Origin of the sequence: Lancefieldella sp. Marseille-Q7238 (genome assembly GCF_949152215.1) — a bacterium.
In the GTDB taxonomy this organism is placed as follows: Bacteria; Actinomycetota; Coriobacteriia; order Coriobacteriales; family Atopobiaceae; genus Lancefieldella.
In genome coordinates, this window is the sequence record NZ_OX424407.1 from 439,083 (window position 1) to 457,538 (window position 18,456).

An 18,456-nucleotide genomic window follows, 5' to 3' on the forward strand; every position below is an offset into this window, starting at 1 on the left:
ACGAATCTGCCGCAAAATGGTGTACAATAACGACGTCGATATTTTGCGGCGTTTTTGCGGCTCATTTTGCGGCAGGAGGAACGATGTTCTACTCATCAGCCTATCTACGTAACAGGAAAGACAGGGGCTTCATCGGCGTCCTCTCCTACAAGGACGAGAGTGGTAAATGGCGCAAGAGAGAGAAGACCCTCAAAGCGAAGGGCAAGCGCGACGCAACCAAGGAGCTAGAGAAATGGCACGATGCCATGGAGGCCGAGGCAGCACACGCGGGCATCCTGGCACCCTCCACCACCGTGATTGAGTACGTCTCGCGCTACGTCGATACCTTGGAGGCGTCCGGGTCAATCGAGAGGTCAACGGTCACCGTCTATCGCGCGATGCTCAAGCACATCGACGGCGAGCTTGGTTCCCTGAGCCTTGAGGAGCTAGAGGCAGAGAACGCCCAGGCATGGGTGAACGCGATGGTCACCGATGGCTATGCGGCGTCGACCGTGCGAAAGGCGTTCAACCTGCTCAAAGCAGCCATGACCAACGCGGAGGACACCGGGCGCATAGTCAAGAACCCCCTGCGCACCGTCAAGCTCCCCAAGATTCCCAAGAAGGAGCCGAACGCCCTCGACGCCGCACAACGCGCCCGCCTGGTCTCCTTCCTTGAGGTGGCGGCACCAAACCCCGTGAACCTGGGGATACGCCTCGCCCTGTTCACCGGAATGCGCGAGGGTGAGATATGCGGCCTCCAATGGAGGAACGTTGACCTCGAATCGGGAACCATCAAGATTCGCACCGTCATAGGCAGAGACGGCGGGAAGACATACGAGAAGGAGCCAAAGACCGGGGGCAGCAGGCGCGACGTGCCAATCACCTCCTCCCTTGCCGATGCCCTCAGGGCGCGGCGCGCTGATTGCGCGAGAGAGCGCCTGGAAGCCGGTCTGCCGTTCTCGAATGACCTCTACGTACTGGGCAAGGTCGATGGCTCGAACCTGGCCCCACACGCCCTCTGGGAGGCTTGGAAGGCCATTGCGGCATCGCTTGGCCTCGTGGGCACGCAGGGGAAGGCTCCGACCTTCCACGACCTGAGGCACACGTTCGCCACGGCGGCGATATCGGAGGGCGTGGACGTGAAGAGCGTGTCCAGCATCCTGGGGCATACGAACGCCGCCATGACCCTGAACATCTACGCCAGCGCCGACCCGGATGCGAAGCGCAGGGCGGCGGAGACGGTAAGCGGGGCGATGGAGCGCAAGCCCGAGGGCGCGCGAATCATCCGACTCAAGACGGGGACTGATGACAAATGAAGGTGAAGAGCCTGAAGAAGGCGAAAAGCGGCACCAACGTGGTGCCGTCTGGCCGCATGACGCTGCTCGATAGCCTCCACCAGCTTGGGATAAAGAGGCCGGAAATCGCCAAGGCAATAGGCTGCTACGAGTCAACACTCCGCAGGTGGGAGAAGGGTGGGGAGCTTGACCCCAACGGGAAAAACCACCTTGATGACGGGTGCAGGAAGAGGCTTCTAAAGCTGGCGAAGAGCGCCTATGAGGAGAGCAAGAAGGAGCTGGACGCCAAATTCACGGAGCACATGGCCGATATGGTCAGTGGAATCAAGATGTTTGACCCGCCGCAATATCCTTCCGAAGCAGTCCAGCGGAGATTCCTTGATAGTCTCAGGGACAAGCGTATTGCTCTTGAACACGCATACCTCATGGCATGGCAGCAGCTCGCTTTTGGCGGGATTGACTACCCGATGGACGGCCAGGGCACGACCGACTGAGCGGGCGGAACCCCTCGAAAGTTTTCTTTTTATCGGGCACGGAGGCTCAGGCAATCATGGGCTTTCGTGCCCGACTTCTGTTCATAAGCGTAAATCCCCAGCTAGAACGTGCGCGATTTATGAAAAACTGGCAGGTAGTCCGCCTGTTCGTTCCCCTTACATTGGTGCTGTGCCGGTACAGCAGATTCGTTAACTAGCCAATAGGAGGAACCATGGACGCGACAATCGCAGAGCACAACTCCCGATTCACCATCGAGCAGGTAAAGGACGGGGCCAGTGGACTCCCCGCTCTCATCGACGCGAACACCGTCGCCGCACTTGGGGGCGTGACCGTAAGGCACGTCCAGCGCATGGCGAGCACGGGCAAGCTCCCCTGCGTGCGGGTGGGCAACCGCTACCGCTTCAACACCGCAACCATCCTTGAGCTATTCGGCCTGGGCGAGGCGACGCACGATGGGCGCTAGGAAGGAGACGGCCCCCGCGACGGCTGCAACCGCCACGAGGGCGCAGGACGAGGGGCTTGGCCGCACCTCACAGCAAATGATAGCTCAGAGGCGCAAGAGGTTCGCACGCGAGGCAGAGGAATGGATTGCCGAGAACGAAGGCGCTTGGTCCTACATGGTCAAGGCAGCGCGTGGCTACGCATCTCAAAACCGTAGGTTCGGCATGCAGGAGCTTGCGGAGCAGGTTCGGAGGCGTGACTTCACCGACAGCCACGGGCGCACCACCAAGGTCAACAACAACCATGTCGCGGCACTGGCGCGGCTGCTCATGGCAGAGGTTCCAGCATGCCGCCAGCTCATCGAGCGCCGCACGAGCGCCTACGACGGGCTGATTGGATAGGTGGGAGCCATGGGCGGCATCAGGTACATGAAGGTCAGCCGAGAGTTCTTCGAGGGGCTGCAGGCGCTCCCCGACGCCCAGGCGCGGAAGATGCTCTACGCATGCGTGGGCTACTTCTTCACGGGCGAGCACGACCTCACGGGGAACCTCGGGAAGCTGTTCGACTTCTCGCAGAGGGCGAACCTGGACAGGTACCGCACGTCGGTGCTCAACGGGATGAAGAACTCCGGGAAATCTGCCAGGAACGCGAGCAGAACCGACGAGGTTTTCACAGATTTTCGCGAAAACCCGCGAGAAACCGCCTCCGGGATTTCCGCAAAAACCGACGATGCGCACAGCGTCCCACCTGCGAAAACGGAAAACCTGGGTACCACCCAGACCCCCACCGATGGGTCGGGGTTAATAGATAAAGAGACTAATAGCAATAGCAATAGCAATAGCAAGAGTGAGAGTGAAAGTTCCGCACACACGCCGTCCCTGGATGAGGTCAGGAAGTACGCCGAGGGGCAGGGCATGCGAATCGACCCAGACAGGTTCTTCGACTACTACGAGGCCACCGGCTGGAGGAGGAACGGCTCCCCCGTCACCGATTGGAGGGCGCTTGAGAGGAACTGGGCTAGGAGCGAGGGTGCCTCGCGTGCGTGGAACGGGAAGCCAGCAGAGGAACCTGACATGTCCGACTGCCCGTTCTAGGGGCAGCGCATACCGGCGCTTTCGGGCGCGTCATCTTTCGGGCACGTCACGAGAGAAAGGAAAGACTATGGCAAAGAGGAACTACGAGAGGGCGGTAGCCGCCCTAATGGCAAACCCCACTGCCAAGGAAGCCGCGAAGGCGGCTGGCATCGGCGAATCGACCCTGCGTGCCTACAAGTCAGACCCGGAGTTCGTTGAGCTGTACACGGCGGCGAGGCACGAGCTGATAGACGAGGGGGTGAAGTCCCTACAGGAAAGGTTCTCGGAGGCGGTTGAGACGGTGTGCCAGGTCATGCACGACGAAGCGGCACCGCCCAGCGTACGCCTCAGCGCAGCCAACTCCATCATCCAGAACTGCGTGCGCCTCACCGACGAGACGGAGCGCATGAAGCGTGCCGAGAAGGGCCGCAAGCTCAACGAGGCTCTTCTCGGTGACTTCTTCAGCATTGGAAACAAGTAACCACATAACCAGATCGGAGCACAGACAATGAGCTACAAGGATTCAGTAACATCGACCATCACCGCCATCAGCAAGGCCACCCTCGACGCGAGGGCGGAGCTTGACCGCATCCAGAGGGCGCGTGAGTCCAACCACCAGTCCCTCGTGGGCCGAATCGTCGGTGACGAGGGGTACAAGCAGCGCAACGCCGAACTCGACTCGCAGGACGAGGCCGCGCGCTCCAAGTTCTCGGACGCCGTTGGGAAGGCCATGGGCGACTACCAGGCGGCGAAGGCGGACTACTTCACGCCCCGCCCCAGGCAGGTAAGCCCCGAGACGATGCAGTTCCTCTCCCTCGTCGACCTCACGCGAGAAGAGGCGGGCCGCCTCATCCTGGACGCGAAGAACAAGGAGCAGAACTACACCCTCGCGCGGATGGTCTACACCAACGTGCAGCGCCAGGGCATCGACATGCACGACGATTCAGCCGCATACCTGGAGCGGTGCGACAAGGAGGTTTCCTACTTCGCGGACACGTGCGCCTCGATGCTCCAGGATTCGAGCGGGGCGTATGCGAAGGCGTACGGGGAAATCCTCGCCAACGTCACCCAAGAGGTCAGTGACGCCTCGGCGGCCTACCTCGGCAGCGCGGGCGTAACGTCGGAGGGCGTGCCCGTGGAGGCGTAGGGACAGCCTCACGAAGACACAAGACCCGCAGTAGGGGGGTCTCGCCGTGCGCGAGGCTCCCCTTCTCTGTCTGCGAGACTCTGAGGGCCGATTTAAGGCGTCGAATTACCGTGGTGGGAAACTAAAAACGCCAAGGGGAGGGCAAACGGCCCGAAAACCGGCACCACAGAAGCCCACAGCGGCATTCATGGGTTGTTGGGTGTCGCCACCCTGCACGGTCGATGGCGGCGGCAAGACCGGAGCATCCGGGCCGTTGGCCTGGCGTCCGGAAACCCATGGACTCCTCGGGGCGGGTTTCTTCGTGCCTTGGAAAGACGTTCCCGCCAGAGTTTTGCGGCAATTTTGCGGCGCGAATTGCGGCATAAAATAAGCAGGCCAGAGAGCATAGCCTCTGACCTGCGAATTTATGGTGGGCGTTACAAGATTTGAACTTGTGACCTCTTCCGTGTCAGGGAAGCGCTCGTCCCCCTGAGCTAAACGCCCTTATATGAGCTGCATACCGTATGCTCGGCAAGCACAAGCAAGCCGCGATACCGCGCCTGCAGCGAGGGATATAGTACGACAAAACCCACAGCACATGCAAGTGCCATTTGCAACTTTCTTCGTACGCCCTACTTCTTTTTGGCCTTGGCTCCCATCTTGACACGAATACCACCGGCCGAAGCGGGCTTTTTCTGCCCCAGGCGCTTCTCGCCAGAAATGAAGGCGGAAAGTGAAGACACAGCTTGCGTCCAGCGCCGATACACTGTTGGACCGCCATGGGAACGCAGACCCAAAAGCATGGAGGCAAAGAGTGTGGGGAGGAAATACTCGATGGCACGCCAAAGCACAAAGCCCGCCGCGATTTTCTCGCCAAACATATGTCCAAAAAGAAAGGCAAAGCCACCTTCAGCGCCACCGGTACCACCGGGAAGCGGAATTGCCGAGGTGAGAAGCTCAAGCATAGAGCCGGACGCCAGACAGGTCAAAAGGTCTGCGGGCTGTCCTAAGGCATGCAGTACAAAATACGGCAGCGAGTACAGACAGCCAAGCTGAAACAGAGTGATAACAAGCACTGCAAGCATCTCGGGAACATTCTTGGCGGCGTTTTTGAATCCTGATGAAAACTCATGTACCTGCGTGTTGATGATCTCATACCAATGGTCGTAGCGCTTCACGATATTGAAGCGTGAGAGAACCCGGAGCCCCCAGTTACCTACGGCAATGACCATGCGCGGAAGCAAGCAGATAGCAAGCATGCCCCCCACCATGAGGATCTTTGCACCAAACAATACCACGCCGACAATGGTAACGTCACCAAACTGCTCAAAGAAGTAATTGAACCTAAAGAGCAGGATAAGAGCAGCAAATATCCCCTCGCCCGCTTCATACATCACAAAGCGCGTAAACTGAAGCGCTCCTGCCTGTCCCACGGAAATACCCGCGCGAGTAAGACGGAAAATCTGCGCAGGTGCGGCTCCCGCACCGTTGGGGGTCAGGTTCATGAAGAAGATGCCCGCCGCTTCAACGCTCATGAGGTCGCGTATGCCAACGGGACAGTTAGGATCCGTAATAACCGAAATGATATAAGCGAGAATGCCTAAAAAATAATAGGTGAAGTAAGCGAATGCTCCGGCAATGAGCCAACCGGTATCAACACCAGCAAGAGCGCCGACAAACTCGTCAAACTGACCGGAAAACACAATGTAGATGCCGTACAAAACGGTAACAAGTACAAGAAACAGAACGCTTTTGCGAACCTGTCCGTAGCTTTTGCGGGCGTCCTCAACCGACTCGGTGGCAGGGCTTGGCGCGACCGATACCTTAGTTGCCACCTTAACCTTTGGGCGGTTTGTGTGTCCGGATTCGGCAGCCGCGGATTGGGAGGTCTTAGGCGCAGAAGTCGCAACGCCAGCGTCCACGGATGCAGTGTCTTGAGGCCCTTTTTGGGACTCTGAGCGCTTTGCCTTTGCTTTGGCTGTAGCTTTTGCTGTAGCAAGAGGCTTTGATGCGGCAGAATCTTCCAAACGACCCATGAACACCTCCTCGGACTCTTTGACGTCTATCCCCGGAATTTCTTTTCTGACCTGTTAAGTATACCCGTGACGGGCAATCCTCACCGAGACAACACGACTGTTTCCTCTTTGGCGATTGCCTGTCCCCTGGTGCTGTTTATCCCCTGGCGGCCGTTTACTTCCTGGCGACTGACTGCTTTCTAGTAACCGTTTATTCTTTGAACTGGGCGAGAAGTCCATCGTCTCGCTCAATGATTCCTCCGCCTACACACACCAGCCCATCATACAAAACGGCTGACTGACCGGGAGCCACCGTGCGAACCGGCGATTCATAGGTAATGCGCGCGGTTGCGTCTCCTGTCTTTGTCAGCAGACAAGAACGCAGCTCTCCGGTGTGACGCGTGCGCACCGTATACCTTCCATCTGCAGGAGCGCTTCCTGAAATCCAATGCGTATCAGCGATATCCATCATTTGCGTCCAAAGCGCCGGGCTTTTGTTGTCCGCCGTCACATACACGATGTTTGTATCGGTATCCGTTGCTACGACGTAGCGAGCAGGTCCGCCGCCAATCGACAACCCCTTGCGCTGTCCGACGGTAAACAAAAACGCGCCGTCATGCTCGCCGAGCTTTTTGCCGCTCTCCCATTCAATGATATCGCCTTCTTTTTGCTCAAGCGCATTCAGCAAAAACGTACGGAGTCCTACCGGTCCGATAAAACAGATACCGTCGGAATCAGGCTTGTTCTCAATACCCAGGCCACGCTCGGCGCACATGGCGCGTACCTCGGCTTTTGTGGGAATATCACCAATCGGAAAGATTGTCTTCTCAAAAAGACGCCCCGGCACACGCCAGAGGAAGTACGTCTGGTCTTTGTACTCATCAGCGGCGCGCATGAGACAAGAAATACTTGCTTCGCGAGAAGTACCGTCTACCCTTGCATGGTGCACGCCTTGGACGTTCTTCTCGCCATACGCCACGCGAGCATAATGACCTGTTGCCACATAATCGGCCCCTTCAGCAAAGGCGCGCTCGGCAAAGGTGCCAAACTTGACCGTTTGATTGCACATGACATCGGGATTGGGCGTATAGCCGTGGGCGTAGGAGTCAAGCAGGTAGTCAACGACTGTTTCCCGGTATTCCTTCTCGCAATCCCAAACGGCCAAGTCGATGCCGAGAGAGACGGCCACGCGTTCCGCGTCAGCCAAATCGTCGGCCCACGGACAACGAAATCCCGGCAGGTCTTGCGACCAGTTGCGCATATAAACAGCCCTGACGTCATAGCCCTGCTCCAACAGAAGGGCAGCCGAAAGCGCCGAATCAACGCCGCCGCTCATACCCAGGTATACCGTCTTAGTCATTGGCGCTCCTCTTTGCCATGCGAAGCGTGTTCGTGAATGCGGCGCCGCGAGCCTGCTCCGCATGAACAGCGCGCATTAGTGCGGAGGCGGCATAGACGATATCGTCTTGCGTGGTCGTGCGTCCGAGGGTAAGGCGAAGGCTTCCCGCCGCCGCCTCATGCGATGCTCCGATTGCCTCAAGGACATGAGATATTTGCATTTTTGATGCCGCGCAGGCCGAACCTGTTCCCACCGAGACGCCTTCGCGCTCAAGCAAAATTACGAGGCGGCGCGCCTCAACTCCCGGAAACGCCACATGTAGCAGGCTCGGAAGACGAAGTTTCGCGTTTTTTGGACCTGAAACTACCATGTCGAGAAACTCATGCGCAAGTTGTGCTTGCAGGAGGTCGCGCAGATGAGCAAGGCGGCGCGCTTCTTCCTTTTGATGTGCTTGCGCGCGTTCAAGCGCACAGGCAAAGCCAATGACGCCGGCTACGTTTTCCGTTCCTGAGCGCACGCCTCCCTCCTGTCCGCCTCCCAGCACCAGCGGCCGAAGCCTTACGCTGTCGGAAGCCCACAACAACCCCACCTGCTTGGGACCATAGACTTTTGCAGCGGAGAGCGTAAGCATATCAACATCAAGTGAAGAAATATTCACTGAAAGCGTAGCAGCTGCCTGCGATGCATCGGCATGCACATGAAGCGGACGGGTCTCCCCTGCTTTGAGGCGGCGGCTGCGCTCGCGCGCCGCTACGGCGGCTATCTCGCGAATCGGCTGGATGGTACCAATCTCGCCGTTTGCGAGCTCGATTGAAATGAGCTCAGTCTGAGGTCGGATGGCCGCTGCAACACGATCTGGATCCACACGGCCGTCCGCTCCGACACGCAGGGTTGTATGGCTGAAAGTATTTGCGCAGGCAAGCACGCTTTCATGTTCGATAGCGTCTACGATGACGTGTCCATCATCGGACACCGTAGCAAAAGCCAGGTTGTTTGCTTCCGTGGCGCCGGCAGTCAAAACGATATTGTCAGGACGGGCGCCGATGGTATGAGCCAGTTTTGCGCGGGCTCGCTCAACTTCATCTCGAACCGCTCGGGCTGCAGCATATGGAGCGGAGGGGTTGAAAAAGCGATCCGTAAAATAAGGCAGCATCGCTTCAACGACCTCGGGAGCCATAGGCGTTGCCGCAGCAAAATCGAGGTATACCTCACGTTCCTTTTTCTCCCCCTGCGGAGAGTGAGGGTTTTGCAGAGAACTGAGGTCTCGCGGAGGGTTGAGGTCTTGCGAGGAGCGGGAATTTTGCGGGGAGTGGAGGTTCTTCTCGTCAGCCATGCTACTTGGTCCCCTCAACGTGAACGGACATATTCTGGAACCGCGCGGAAATGAACTCGTTTGAATAATGCGTGTCCACCCACTCCTCGAAAGCGTTATGCGGAGGAACTCCCGCATCGCGCGCGGTGGCGCGCGTAAAACACGCAACAGTCATGCACACGTCAGCGACAACGTATACCGAAATAAGCGTGATGAAAATTGCCTGACGCCTGGAAGTTGGCTCGCCAATATGATAGAGCGCGCGAGGCATGACAAAGCGACACCAGGCAAGCCCGAGAAGTCCCCAGAAAAACAAAAACCGCCAGGCGACAAATTCGGTGATGTGATCGGGCAAATGCGCGTAGCTCCACGATTGCGTATGGAAAAACGTCAGCATACCCCACCCGGTAACCTGCTCAAGGATGCCGCCGATGCAGGCTGAAACGAGAAAAACCACGAGGTTGGAGACATGACGCCTGCGAAGCCAATAACAGATAACTGTCAGAAGCACAGTGCCCGTACCATACAGCGGGGAAAACGGTCCCCATACAAGGCCTACGCGCGACTCGGTCAGGCCGGCGGTCACAAGCATCCATATCTCCTCCAACAGAAGGCCTGCCATACTGCCTCCTACAAAGAGAATAACCACCTGATACCAGCCTATATGCAGGACGCCAAGATACTGTTCTCTCTCTTTTTTAGTGGAATGCAACTTACCTGATACGCTCAACGTTGTTTCAGCGTCCAGTTTTTCACCGCCGGAAAGCCAACGCGCGAAGAAATAAAACGCATTTGCAAAGCCGCGCACTACGAGCCACGCGACAAATATAAGCGCGATAAGTGACGCAAGAATAAAGAGCATGAAGCAAATCCAATCAACCGCCAGCTTCTCTAGGATACGATATTTCTGCGCTTTGATGAGCGTTCATGTTTATTGCCCTGCATAAGAGCTGGCTTTCTACGAAATCGACCATACGATTGACAAAAAGTTTGGGTGAATTTGTGATTTTCGCTTGCATTGGCCGCGCGGTTTGCGTATATTATTCCTCGCACTTCGCGGGCTTAGCGCAGTTGGTAGCGCGCAACCTTGCCAAGGTTGAGGTCGCGGGTTCGAACCCCGTAGCCCGCTCCATGAATTTTCGGCCGGTTTCGATCGGCCTTTTTTATACGGCATCTTCGGCGAGATGGCCAAGTGGTAAGGCAGAGGCCTGCAAAGCCTTTATCCCCGGTTCGAATCCGGGTCTCGCCTCCAGCGAACGTTCAAAACACCTGGTACCGATTGGTATCAGGTGTTTTTTTGAAAGTTACTACCGGACGTTTTGTGAAGATCCACACCAAGTTGTGAAAATCTATATCAAGCGTTGTAAAGAAGCGTTGTAAAGAAGCGCTGTAAAGAATCACGAACGCACCAGTTTCACAAGATGCACCACAGTCCCCTTGCCCGACGGCTTGACCGAAATCGACACAGCATCAGTCAGCAAGCGCATCAGCTTGATACCGCGACCCCTCTCAGCACAGCAATCAACGTCGGGAGGTTCCTCATCGTCTGCCAGCGCATATCCCCTGCCGCAATCAGCGACGTCCACCGTTACACGATCGGGATACATTGCAATGGTTGTTAAGATGCCACCCTCACACGTATGATCCGCGGCATTGCCAAGAGCCTCGCCCACCGCGAGCTTGAGGTCAAACATCGCGTCGCTTGAAAACGGTACGCTGGCGAGAAGTTCATCCACACGAGCGCGGGCAGCGTACAGCGCGGAAGGGTCCACCCGAAACGTCGTCTGCCAAAGCGGACGCACCCTAGGATCCAAAGGAGCAACGTGCGCATGCGCGCCAACGCGTGTCACTGGCATAAAATCAACCAGACGCATACGCGAAAGACAGCGAAACACCGGCTGCGACACATTGGTAAGGCTCATAAGTCCACCGGTTGAACGAACACGGCGCAAGGCGCACATGATAAAGCTCATGCCGGCCGAATCAATGTAGGATACATCGGCCATGTTCAACACGATACGCTGACAGCCTTGATTTAAAAGCTCTTCGACCTCGCGTCGCACTGCAGGAACTGCGGTGACATCAAGATCAGAGTTTACAGAAAGCAAGGCTATGTTTGGTTTTGTGCGCATACAGGCTTTGTTCCCACATACGTGCATTTATTTCAGCGCAGAGCACAGCGCGCCACGCTCCGCATCACCAATGCAGGAACCACGCTCCACGTCGCTGACACATCGCCAACGCAAGCGTTACGCTACCGCGCGACGCGCTACGCCGGCAGCCCGGAAAACCGCAAGGCGACCATAGCAACGTCATCTTCAAGGCTGCGTCCTGTATAGGCATCCAGCGTCGCCAAAAAGCGGTCAAGCAGTCCTTCAAAGCCATGAGGAACTTCACTCATGACCATGTCACGCAAGCCCGTCTCGCCAAAAAATGCACCCTCGGGGCTTCTCGCCTCAGTCGTACCGTCGGTGTACAGAAATAAAACATCATCTTTACGCAGCTCAACGTAGCCGTTTTTGTATGTCATATCCTGAAACGCTCCCACGACACCGGACTGCACATCCAAAAGCTGCGCCTCGCCCGTAGCGGCGCGCACAAGCGCCGCGGGTGGATGTCCCGCCGAACAGTATGTCAACACGCCCTTCGCCAAATCGACCACGCCGACAAACAACGTCGCAAACGTTTCGATGCGCGAGAAGCCCAAAAGAAACTCGTTTAGATTCGCCACCATGCGAGCAGGACCAATCCCCTCCCACGCGTATGCGGAAAGCGCCGTCTTCACAGCCGATGACACGGAGGCGGCTTCAATGCCCTTACCGGAAACATCGCCCATAATAACGCAGGCTCGACGTCCCGAAAGTCTCACAAGGCTGTAGAAATCGCCGCCGACAAAGGCTGCCGCGGTCGCGGACGAATAGATTCCTTGCGCCTCGATACCATCAATATGCTGCAGTTCATTCTTCATGCCTGTCATCAGCGCCTGCGAGATACGCTTGTTTTGCTTGCTTTCTTCCGCGCCCGCCACAATAGCCCTCACATTGAGAGCCACGCGCTGCAGCAATTCAAGGTCGATGTCGCTCATAGGCTCCGAATCATACGGCCGCAAGAAAAGCCAGGTCCGGCGCTTGTCTTCTATTTTCCCAGCGAGAAGGGCCGCGCCTATGCACGGTTGCTGCAAAGCGCGGAGTTCCTCACTTATGGCAGAGTCGGGAGCAATGGCTATGACCTGAGCTTCCTCGTCCTTCTCGGAAATCTCCCCTAAACCAGCGGGCAGCTCAAATACCGGAGCGTCCGCGGGGTGAACTACAGGTCTGCCGGACACTTCGCAGCACACGACAGGATATACCACGGCATCGAGAGCCTCTGCCACCTCTTGCATGACCTCGGGCAGAACTCTGCTGGCTCCACCTTCTTGAGCGCCGGCAGCGGCCGTCAAACGGTTGCGAACATCAAGCGCAAGCTCACGCAACTCATTGCGCCGTTGCGTCCGCATCGTAGAAAGCGCACCCACCAACTGCACTGAAAGGTAATTTGAGATGGAATCAAGCAGGCGCGTGTCGTCAGAATTCAGGGGGTGCACGGTTTTCCAGCCCACTTCAATCAGCGCTATGATCTGACCACCAAACCACACAGGTACCGCGATAAAACTGACGAACGGCGGCAAATGACGAACCGCAACCTCATACACCTCACGCGTATCGTCGTTGACTACATCACGAGAGGTCAGGCGTCCGGCACGCAAATCCTGAGGATCCGGCGGCGCCACGCGCAGCCTGAGCGCATGGCCCGTATCCGCGCAGAGATTTTCTATCAGATGCCCGTACCCCACAAACCGCGGCGCCGATGAGCGCGCGATAGACTCGGTTGTCCCATGTAGGTGAAAGCCATCATGTTCCGCAAGATAGATGAGGGAACCGTCGGCCTCCATAGTGTCAGCAATCTCAGCGATGACACGCTCAAGCAACTGCCCCATATTTTCGGAATCAAGCGTATCCAACACGATATTAAGTGCTCCGGAAAGCCGCTTGTTTGCCCGGCGGAGCTCCTCTATGGTGCGCTGTTCTTCTCGCTCAGACGTCGCCTCGTCACTCACCGGTACAACAACAAGCACAAAAGCCTCTGTGGGCGCCCCTACCCGCTCAGAACGCACGCGCAGCGTCAATGGTTCACCGGCGGCGTCCGCGACTGTTACAAGCGCTGTGCTTCCGTCAACTGGGAATGGGAGCGCCTCCGCGTCAAATGCCGCCGACCGATCTTCCGCGTCGCCAGGCGTAAAGAAGGTGCGGATATCAGATCCTACAAGGTTTCTTTCGTGGTATTCAAACAGTCTGACAGCTTCGTCATTGGCGAGAAGTACCCGTCCCTCTTGGTCAAAAACAATAACGGCGTCTCCCACGAGCTGCAAAATACGCGCAAGCGTCGCGGTAACGCTGCCTTCAACGATACCGTCAATGGATCGTACGCTCAGTTCTTGTTCTGCCATAGACGCCGCCTTTCTTTTTCAGATGTTATTGTGCCACGAATCACATGGCGACAGGCATTCCGTCTAGCGCGCGCTGGAGCGTGGCGGGTACGCGCGGGTGCGGCCGATGGGCGCGGACAGCCGATGTGAACAGCTAAACACGCGCGGTCACTATGTAAAATCGGCAAATGAGCGACTGTCCCATAATTATGGGACATCATAGAAAAGCTGAAATGGTAAGAAAAACTGAGCTGACATGAAAATGGAATGGCCGCAAACTGGGCTGACATGAGGAGCTTATAGGGCATGGAGGGCTCATAAGGCATGAAAAAGCGGACCCCGAAGAGTCCGCTTTAGCGTGCTATAAAACAAGGAGGCTAGGTACTGAAGCCTCTGAAGACGGTTGAGGGCGTTTACAGCTAGCGGTCGGCGAAGTCGACTGAAGCCAACCGAGCCCGGTGGAGGACCACCGAAGCCACTTCTCGCCGTCTATTTCTCCCAGCCGATATCTTCGGTGCGGATGTCAAGATACAGGTTAGGTCCGATATTCGCAATGCCCTTCTTGACAACAATGACCTCAGGTCCGGAGTAGACGGGTAGGTAACCGTAAGAGGCCATGCTCTTCTTCTCGGCATCATTACTCGCCTTGACCTGCTCGGCGTGGTCAGCGATAGAGGGAACCTTGGCGAAATCGGCGTCAATCTCCGCGCTTCCGCACTTGGCAAAGTTGGACTCAGACGTAGACCCGTAGAGCTGTCCGCCGTTCCAGATAGAAGTCGCAGTACCGCTCCACCCGAACATGCAGGTGTCCCAGTCACCGGAAACCAACACTTTAGAAAACTCGGAAGACGGGTGATTGTCAATGGTGACCTCAATACCCGCGTCCTTAGCCATCTTCTGAACTGCGGCTGCGCGGTTCTTGGTGGTAGCCGAATCTCCGAACGTCGTGAAAGCGAAGGTGACCTTGGTGTCGTCCTTAGCATAGATGCCGTCAGAGCCAAGCGCATAGCCTGCAGCTTCAAGGGTCTTCTTGGCAGCGGCTACATGGGCGGCGCTGTCAGTAAGGTCTTTGACATCGGAGGGCAGGTTGTTTTCATAACCATCGGACCACGTCTGAAGGAGCAACGAGCCCGGAGCCTCTTCTTGCCAGTTAACACCCTGGAAGACAATGGAGACAATGACCGCGGGGTCGATGGACTGGCAGAAAGCCTTACGAACATTGATGTCGGTAAGGGCACCGCGCGTGGCGTTAATCTCAATGTTGTAGACCGATTTGCCGTAAGCGCGGCGTATCTGCGCGTCTTCCATGCTGTTGAAGTTGGAGAGCATCTCGGCAGAGCCAGACTGAGTCACACCGGTCGTATCAATCTCGCCGTTCTTGAAGGCGTTGAAGAGCGCCTGCGACTCCATCTGCTTGAAGACGATGGTATCGAGCTTAGGAGCGTCTCCCCACCAGTTAGGATTGGGCTTGAGGGTCACCTGAGTGTCGCTGAAGGAGTCGATGGTAAACGGGCCAGCACCCCAATCCACATGCGGCTCATTAGCCCAGCCATTATTGAAGATGTCGGGATCGGCTGCCGATGGGTGCAGTGCAGTGACAAAAAGCGCCTCGGCGGGATAGACCGGTTCCGTCATGGTAACAACGGCGATTTTGTCAGTCGCGCCCTTGGCAACGCTTTCAATCTTGTCGTAACCATCGGTCGCAGAGGGAGTGTACGCTTCGTCTTTACCACTCATAACGGTATAAACGGCGTTAAACGCCTGCCAGTCTATTGGAGTGCCGTCATTAAAGACGGCCTTCTCGGCATACTCAACCGTAATGACCTGTTTACCGCTACTCTCATCCACCTTGATGGACTTAATGAAGTCGGGATTGGGTTCAATCTTAGAGCCCGTAGCGTCACCCAAAACGCAAAGAGCAGGCATGTAGTAATTCCAGAGCTCGTGCATGTAGAGCGTATTGCCAGCTACATTGAGGTAATTCCAGTCCGGTCCAATCTCGGTAATGGGAAGGGTGAGCGTGCCGCCATCCTTAATCTCATCGCGCGTCTTGGCGTTGATGTAGACCTTGCCTTTCTCGGGGATAGGAAGCTTATCAAGGGCTGTGGTAGCCGGACTTCCTTCCGGTGGCTCAACATCGCCGGACGCTTTATTGCCATCGTTGGCCGCGCCGTTGTTGCACCCAGCAAGGCCAAGCCCTGCAGCCGCAGCACCGGAAAGCGTCAAAAACGAACGGCGGGAAAGATTACTGTAAGCCATAAGATCACCCATTCCATTACGAGACGAACAGTTGATTTGCTCACTATAACAAATCAAAAAATGGGTCTTTAGCCGGAAACATGTTGTTTAATATGTGGAAACAGATTGTTTAACATTTGGAAACGAGCTGTTTACAAAGGAAAGACGCTGCAGAATATTGAAGGGCGCTGCGGGGCACTGCAGGATACACACCCGCTTAGATGATTACGTCACATTCAGACAAAAAGCGGACCTCCGAAGAGGTCCGCCGCATTTCCATGGTGTCGGAGGCGGGACTTGAACCCGCACGACCGTTTAGTAAGTCACTAGCACCTCAAGCTAGCGCGTCTGCCAATTCCGCCACTCCGACATGCCTTGCAGCGAGGGATATACTAACACATTCCACTGCGCTGCACGCGAGAAAATCAAGAAAGTTTTTCTCAGCAAAACCCTTCACGAAATTCCAGCGCAATAGCAGTTAGTCCTTTTGCCAACCAAGGTTGGTAACAACCGGATCCTCAAAGAGCGCAGGACCATAGTTTGCCAGACCCTTCTTGACAACAGAGCAGTCAGGACCGGTGAACAGAGGCAGATAGGCGTACGTCTCCATCAGCTTCTTCTCGGTAGCGTTGCACTGCTTGAATTGCTCGGCCTTGTCTTTGATGGAAGGAACCTTCGCAAACTCAGCATCGGTCTCAGCGGTACCTTGCTTACCAAAGTTGGAAGAGGACTCAGAACCATAGAGCTGGACACCATTCCAAATGGAGGTTGTAGTGCCGTTCCAGCCAAAGAGACAGGTGTCCCATGCGCCAGAGCTCAAAATCTTAGAGAACTCAGAAGAGGCGTGGTTGTCAATGTCAACCTGGATACCGGCGTCTTTTGCCATCTTCTGAATGGCAGCGGAACGGTTCTTAACGGTTGTGGAGTCACCAAAGGTGGTAAAGGAGAAGCTCGCCTTGGTATCGCCCTTTGCATAGATACCATCAGAGCCCGCAGTATAGCCTGCATCTTCAAGCGTCTTCTTTGCAGCTGCGGTACGAGCGGAAGCGTCTTTAAGATTCTTCAGATCATCGGGACGGTTGTCCTCATAGCCGTCTGCCCAGTACGGAAGGAGCATGGAGCCTGGCGCTTCCTCTTGCCAGTTAACACCCTGGAAAACAATGGAAACGATGGTTGCGGGATCGACCGCCTGGCAAAATGCCTTACGGACTGCAATATCCTGAAGCGCTCCACGTGTAGAGTTGATCTCAATAACCGCAATGGAGGTAGAAAGGCCACGACGAATCTGGGCATCTTCCATGTTGTTAAAGTTGGAAAGCATCTCAGCAGTACCGGAAAGACCCGTACCGACGGAGTCAATCTCACCGTTTTTGAACGCATTAAAGGTGGCCTGAGCTTCCATCTGCTTATACGTTATCGTCGTGGATTTAGGAGCATCTCCCCACCACTTGGGATTGGGCTTGAATGTGGCATGGGTGTCATCGAAGGAATCAACGATGTAAGGACCGGCACCATATTCAACATGTGGATTATTCAAAAAGCCACTGTTAAACGTATCAACATCAAGGAAATCGGGGTGAAGCACCCTGTCTACAAGAGCCTCATACGGATAAACCGGCTCTCTCATGGTAATAACTGCCGTCTTTGCGGTATCGCCCTGAGTAACGCTTTCAATCTTATCCCAGCCGTCAGTAGCGGCAACCTGATAGTCCTCACTCTGACCAGAGAGACACTTCCATACAGTCTCAAACGCTTTCCAGTCAATATCAGTGCCGTCGTTGAACTTAGCCTGATCGGCATACACAACGGTAATAATCTGCTTACCTGAAGACTCATCGGAAGAAAGTGATTTGATGTAGTCGGCTTTAGGAGTGTACGTAGAGCCAGTCGCATCGGCACTAACCAGATTAATAGGCATATACAAAGACCACATCCAGTTCATGTATGTCGTATTGCCTTCAAGGCCTACATAGTTCCAGTTAGGGCCGACTTCGTTGATAGCAAGCGTTACCGTACCATCGTCTTTGACTTCGTCGCGCTTCTTAGGGTTGTTGTAGGTCTTACCCTTCTCAGGAAGCGGAAGCTTATCGAGAGCGGTCGTTGCCGGAGAGCCGTCCTGTGGCTCAACTCCCGTATCGCCGGAGCCTCCCTGAGTTCCGTTGCCACCACCGCAGGCGGTAAGTCCAAGACCTGCTGCAGCAAGACCAGAAACCTCAAAGAAAGATCGACGGGTCAGACTGTTAGCCATAAAATCACCTATTCCGTTTATTGGCCTACAAATATTCATATGAATATACGCCCTTTTTAATTACTTGTGCAAGAAGAAACAATTACGTAACAACCGCAACATAATAAACACAACGTAACAAGGCACTGTGACAGCGCGCGGCTTTTGGCATCGCTTGGAAAGTCACTTCTCGCCGTTTTGCTTGATGCCCTTCGAATTCCCTGCCGCTTCTATGCCGCTTCTATGCCGCTTCCCTACCATTTCCAAAAAAGTGCCACAGTTGTGATAAAAAGATTTCACAACTCATGGCATTTTTAGGGGATTTATCACAACTGATGCCTTTTTTAGGAGTTTTCATATCACAACTCATGCACTTTTTTGGAAACTGGGAGCCCCGGAAGTTTGAAACCGTAGGAAAAACTGCCTGGATTTCTCGATGACCCTTCTTGCT

The 18,456-nt window shown here is 55.6% G+C and carries 15 protein-coding genes and 4 tRNA genes; 9 read left to right on the forward strand and 10 right to left on the reverse strand.

Features of this window, described 5'->3' with window-relative positions; translation table 11 throughout:
* The first annotated feature begins 83 nt into the window (after window positions 1-83).
* The 7 genes from QM016_RS02000 (at window position 84) to QM016_RS02030 (ending at window position 4,430) form a co-directional block, all read left to right on the forward strand.
* The gene (locus tag QM016_RS02000) at window positions 84-1,295 is read left to right on the forward strand and encodes a tyrosine-type recombinase/integrase (RefSeq protein WP_282709986.1); all 1,212 of its coding nucleotides are present in this window, start codon (window positions 84-86) and stop codon (window positions 1,293-1,295) included.
* The gene (locus QM016_RS02005) at window positions 1,292-1,768 is read left to right on the forward strand and encodes a hypothetical protein (protein ID WP_282709987.1); all 477 of its coding nucleotides are present in this window, start codon (window positions 1,292-1,294) and stop codon (window positions 1,766-1,768) included. The genes QM016_RS02000 and QM016_RS02005 overlap by 4 nt, the downstream gene beginning before the upstream one ends.
* A 212-nt stretch (window positions 1,769-1,980) precedes the next feature.
* Window positions 1,981-2,232 (forward strand): helix-turn-helix domain-containing protein, encoded by a 252-nt coding sequence (locus QM016_RS02010; RefSeq protein WP_282709989.1) that lies wholly within the window; start codon window positions 1,981-1,983, stop codon window positions 2,230-2,232.
* Window positions 2,222-2,611 carry a hypothetical protein gene (locus tag QM016_RS02015; RefSeq protein WP_282709990.1) on the forward strand — a complete coding sequence of 130 codons (390 nt, stop codon included), beginning with the start codon at window positions 2,222-2,224 and terminating at the stop codon, window positions 2,609-2,611. The genes QM016_RS02010 and QM016_RS02015 overlap by 11 nt, the downstream gene beginning before the upstream one ends.
* Before the next feature lie 9 nt (window positions 2,612-2,620).
* The gene (locus QM016_RS02020; RefSeq protein WP_282709991.1) at window positions 2,621-3,304 is read left to right on the forward strand and encodes a hypothetical protein; all 684 of its coding nucleotides are present in this window, start codon (window positions 2,621-2,623) and stop codon (window positions 3,302-3,304) included.
* A gap of 67 nt (window positions 3,305-3,371) precedes the next feature.
* Entirely contained in the window at window positions 3,372-3,764 is a 393-nt protein-coding gene (locus tag QM016_RS02025) for a hypothetical protein (protein WP_282709992.1), read from the forward strand.
* A gap of 27 nt (window positions 3,765-3,791) precedes the next feature.
* The gene (locus QM016_RS02030) at window positions 3,792-4,430 is read left to right on the forward strand and encodes a hypothetical protein (protein ID WP_282709993.1); all 639 of its coding nucleotides are present in this window, start codon (window positions 3,792-3,794) and stop codon (window positions 4,428-4,430) included.
* 407 nt (window positions 4,431-4,837) lie between these two features.
* Here the strand turns inward: QM016_RS02030 and QM016_RS02035 are convergent.
* From QM016_RS02035 to QM016_RS02055, 5 genes are all read right to left on the reverse strand, one after another.
* Window positions 4,838-4,913, reverse strand: a tRNA-Val gene (locus QM016_RS02035).
* A 128-nt stretch (window positions 4,914-5,041) separates the two neighbouring features.
* A complete protein-coding gene (locus QM016_RS02040; protein ID WP_282709995.1) occupies window positions 5,042-6,445 on the reverse strand; it encodes a lysylphosphatidylglycerol synthase transmembrane domain-containing protein in 1,404 nt (467 codons plus the stop codon).
* A gap of 190 nt (window positions 6,446-6,635) precedes the next feature.
* Window positions 6,636-7,784: a tRNA 2-thiouridine(34) synthase MnmA gene (mnmA, locus tag QM016_RS02045; RefSeq protein WP_016476792.1), complete on the reverse strand. Its 1,149-nt coding sequence runs from the start codon at window positions 7,782-7,784 to the stop codon at window positions 6,636-6,638.
* Window positions 7,777-9,096: a cysteine desulfurase family protein gene (locus tag QM016_RS02050; RefSeq protein ID WP_282709996.1), complete on the reverse strand. Its 1,320-nt coding sequence runs from the start codon at window positions 9,094-9,096 to the stop codon at window positions 7,777-7,779. Before QM016_RS02050 ends, mnmA begins: the two co-directional genes overlap by 8 nt.
* 1 nt (window position 9,097) lies before the next feature.
* Window positions 9,098-9,937, reverse strand: a complete 840-nt coding sequence (locus tag QM016_RS02055) for a putative ABC transporter permease (protein ID WP_282709997.1) — start codon at window positions 9,935-9,937, stop codon at window positions 9,098-9,100.
* 194 nt (window positions 9,938-10,131) lie between these two features.
* Between QM016_RS02055 and QM016_RS02060 the strand changes: the two genes are divergently transcribed.
* Both QM016_RS02060 and QM016_RS02065 read left to right on the forward strand, forming a co-directional pair.
* Window positions 10,132-10,207, forward strand: a tRNA-Gly gene (locus QM016_RS02060).
* A 46-nt stretch (window positions 10,208-10,253) separates the two neighbouring features.
* Window positions 10,254-10,327, forward strand: a tRNA-Cys gene (locus QM016_RS02065).
* Window positions 10,328-10,472: 145 nt separating this feature from the next.
* On the opposite strand, the gene QM016_RS02070 is transcribed toward QM016_RS02065, so the two are convergent.
* The 5 genes from QM016_RS02070 to QM016_RS02090 all read right to left on the reverse strand — a co-directional run bounded on the left by QM016_RS02070 (window position 10,473) and on the right by QM016_RS02090 (window position 18,026).
* On the reverse strand, window positions 10,473-11,207 hold the full coding sequence (locus tag QM016_RS02070) for an anti-sigma factor antagonist (protein ID WP_282709999.1): 735 nt from the start codon (window positions 11,205-11,207) through the stop codon (window positions 10,473-10,475).
* A 137-nt stretch (window positions 11,208-11,344) separates the two neighbouring features.
* A complete protein-coding gene (locus QM016_RS02075; protein WP_282710000.1) occupies window positions 11,345-13,561 on the reverse strand; it encodes a SpoIIE family protein phosphatase in 2,217 nt (738 codons plus the stop codon).
* Window positions 13,562-14,029: 468 nt separating this feature from the next.
* Window positions 14,030-15,799, reverse strand: a complete 1,770-nt coding sequence (locus QM016_RS02080; protein ID WP_282710001.1) for an ABC transporter family substrate-binding protein — start codon at window positions 15,797-15,799, stop codon at window positions 14,030-14,032.
* Window positions 15,800-16,057: 258 nt separating this feature from the next.
* Window positions 16,058-16,148: transfer RNA gene (locus QM016_RS02085), tRNA-Leu, on the reverse strand.
* 108 nt (window positions 16,149-16,256) lie between these two features.
* On the reverse strand, window positions 16,257-18,026 hold the full coding sequence (locus tag QM016_RS02090; protein WP_282710002.1) for an ABC transporter family substrate-binding protein: 1,770 nt from the start codon (window positions 18,024-18,026) through the stop codon (window positions 16,257-16,259).
* Window positions 18,027-18,456: the final 430 nt, after the last annotated feature.

Coding starts and splice junctions, on each gene's coding strand:
- mnmA (WP_016476792.1), bottom strand. CDS start 7,784: ATGACTAAGACGGTATACCTGGGTATGAGCGGCGGCGTTGATTCGGCG.
- QM016_RS02090 (WP_282710002.1), bottom strand. CDS start 18,026: ATGGCTAACAGTCTGACCCGTCGATCTTTCTTTGAGGTTTCTGGTCTT.
- QM016_RS02005 (WP_282709987.1), top strand. CDS start 1,292: ATGAAGGTGAAGAGCCTGAAGAAGGCGAAAAGCGGCACCAACGTGGTG.
- QM016_RS02055 (WP_282709997.1), bottom strand. CDS start 9,937: ATGCTCTTTATTCTTGCGTCACTTATCGCGCTTATATTTGTCGCGTGG.
- QM016_RS02030 (WP_282709993.1), top strand. CDS start 3,792: ATGAGCTACAAGGATTCAGTAACATCGACCATCACCGCCATCAGCAAG.
- QM016_RS02040 (WP_282709995.1), bottom strand. CDS start 6,445: ATGGGTCGTTTGGAAGATTCTGCCGCATCAAAGCCTCTTGCTACAGCA.
- QM016_RS02025 (WP_282709992.1), top strand. CDS start 3,372: ATGGCAAAGAGGAACTACGAGAGGGCGGTAGCCGCCCTAATGGCAAAC.
- QM016_RS02020 (WP_282709991.1), top strand. CDS start 2,621: ATGGGCGGCATCAGGTACATGAAGGTCAGCCGAGAGTTCTTCGAGGGG.
- QM016_RS02010 (WP_282709989.1), top strand. CDS start 1,981: ATGGACGCGACAATCGCAGAGCACAACTCCCGATTCACCATCGAGCAG.
- QM016_RS02015 (WP_282709990.1), top strand. CDS start 2,222: ATGGGCGCTAGGAAGGAGACGGCCCCCGCGACGGCTGCAACCGCCACG.
- QM016_RS02075 (WP_282710000.1), bottom strand. CDS start 13,561: ATGGCAGAACAAGAACTGAGCGTACGATCCATTGACGGTATCGTTGAA.
- QM016_RS02070 (WP_282709999.1), bottom strand. CDS start 11,207: ATGCGCACAAAACCAAACATAGCCTTGCTTTCTGTAAACTCTGATCTT.
- QM016_RS02050 (WP_282709996.1), bottom strand. CDS start 9,096: ATGGCTGACGAGAAGAACCTCCACTCCCCGCAAAATTCCCGCTCCTCG.
- QM016_RS02080 (WP_282710001.1), bottom strand. CDS start 15,799: ATGGCTTACAGTAATCTTTCCCGCCGTTCGTTTTTGACGCTTTCCGGT.
- QM016_RS02000 (WP_282709986.1), top strand. CDS start 84: ATGTTCTACTCATCAGCCTATCTACGTAACAGGAAAGACAGGGGCTTC.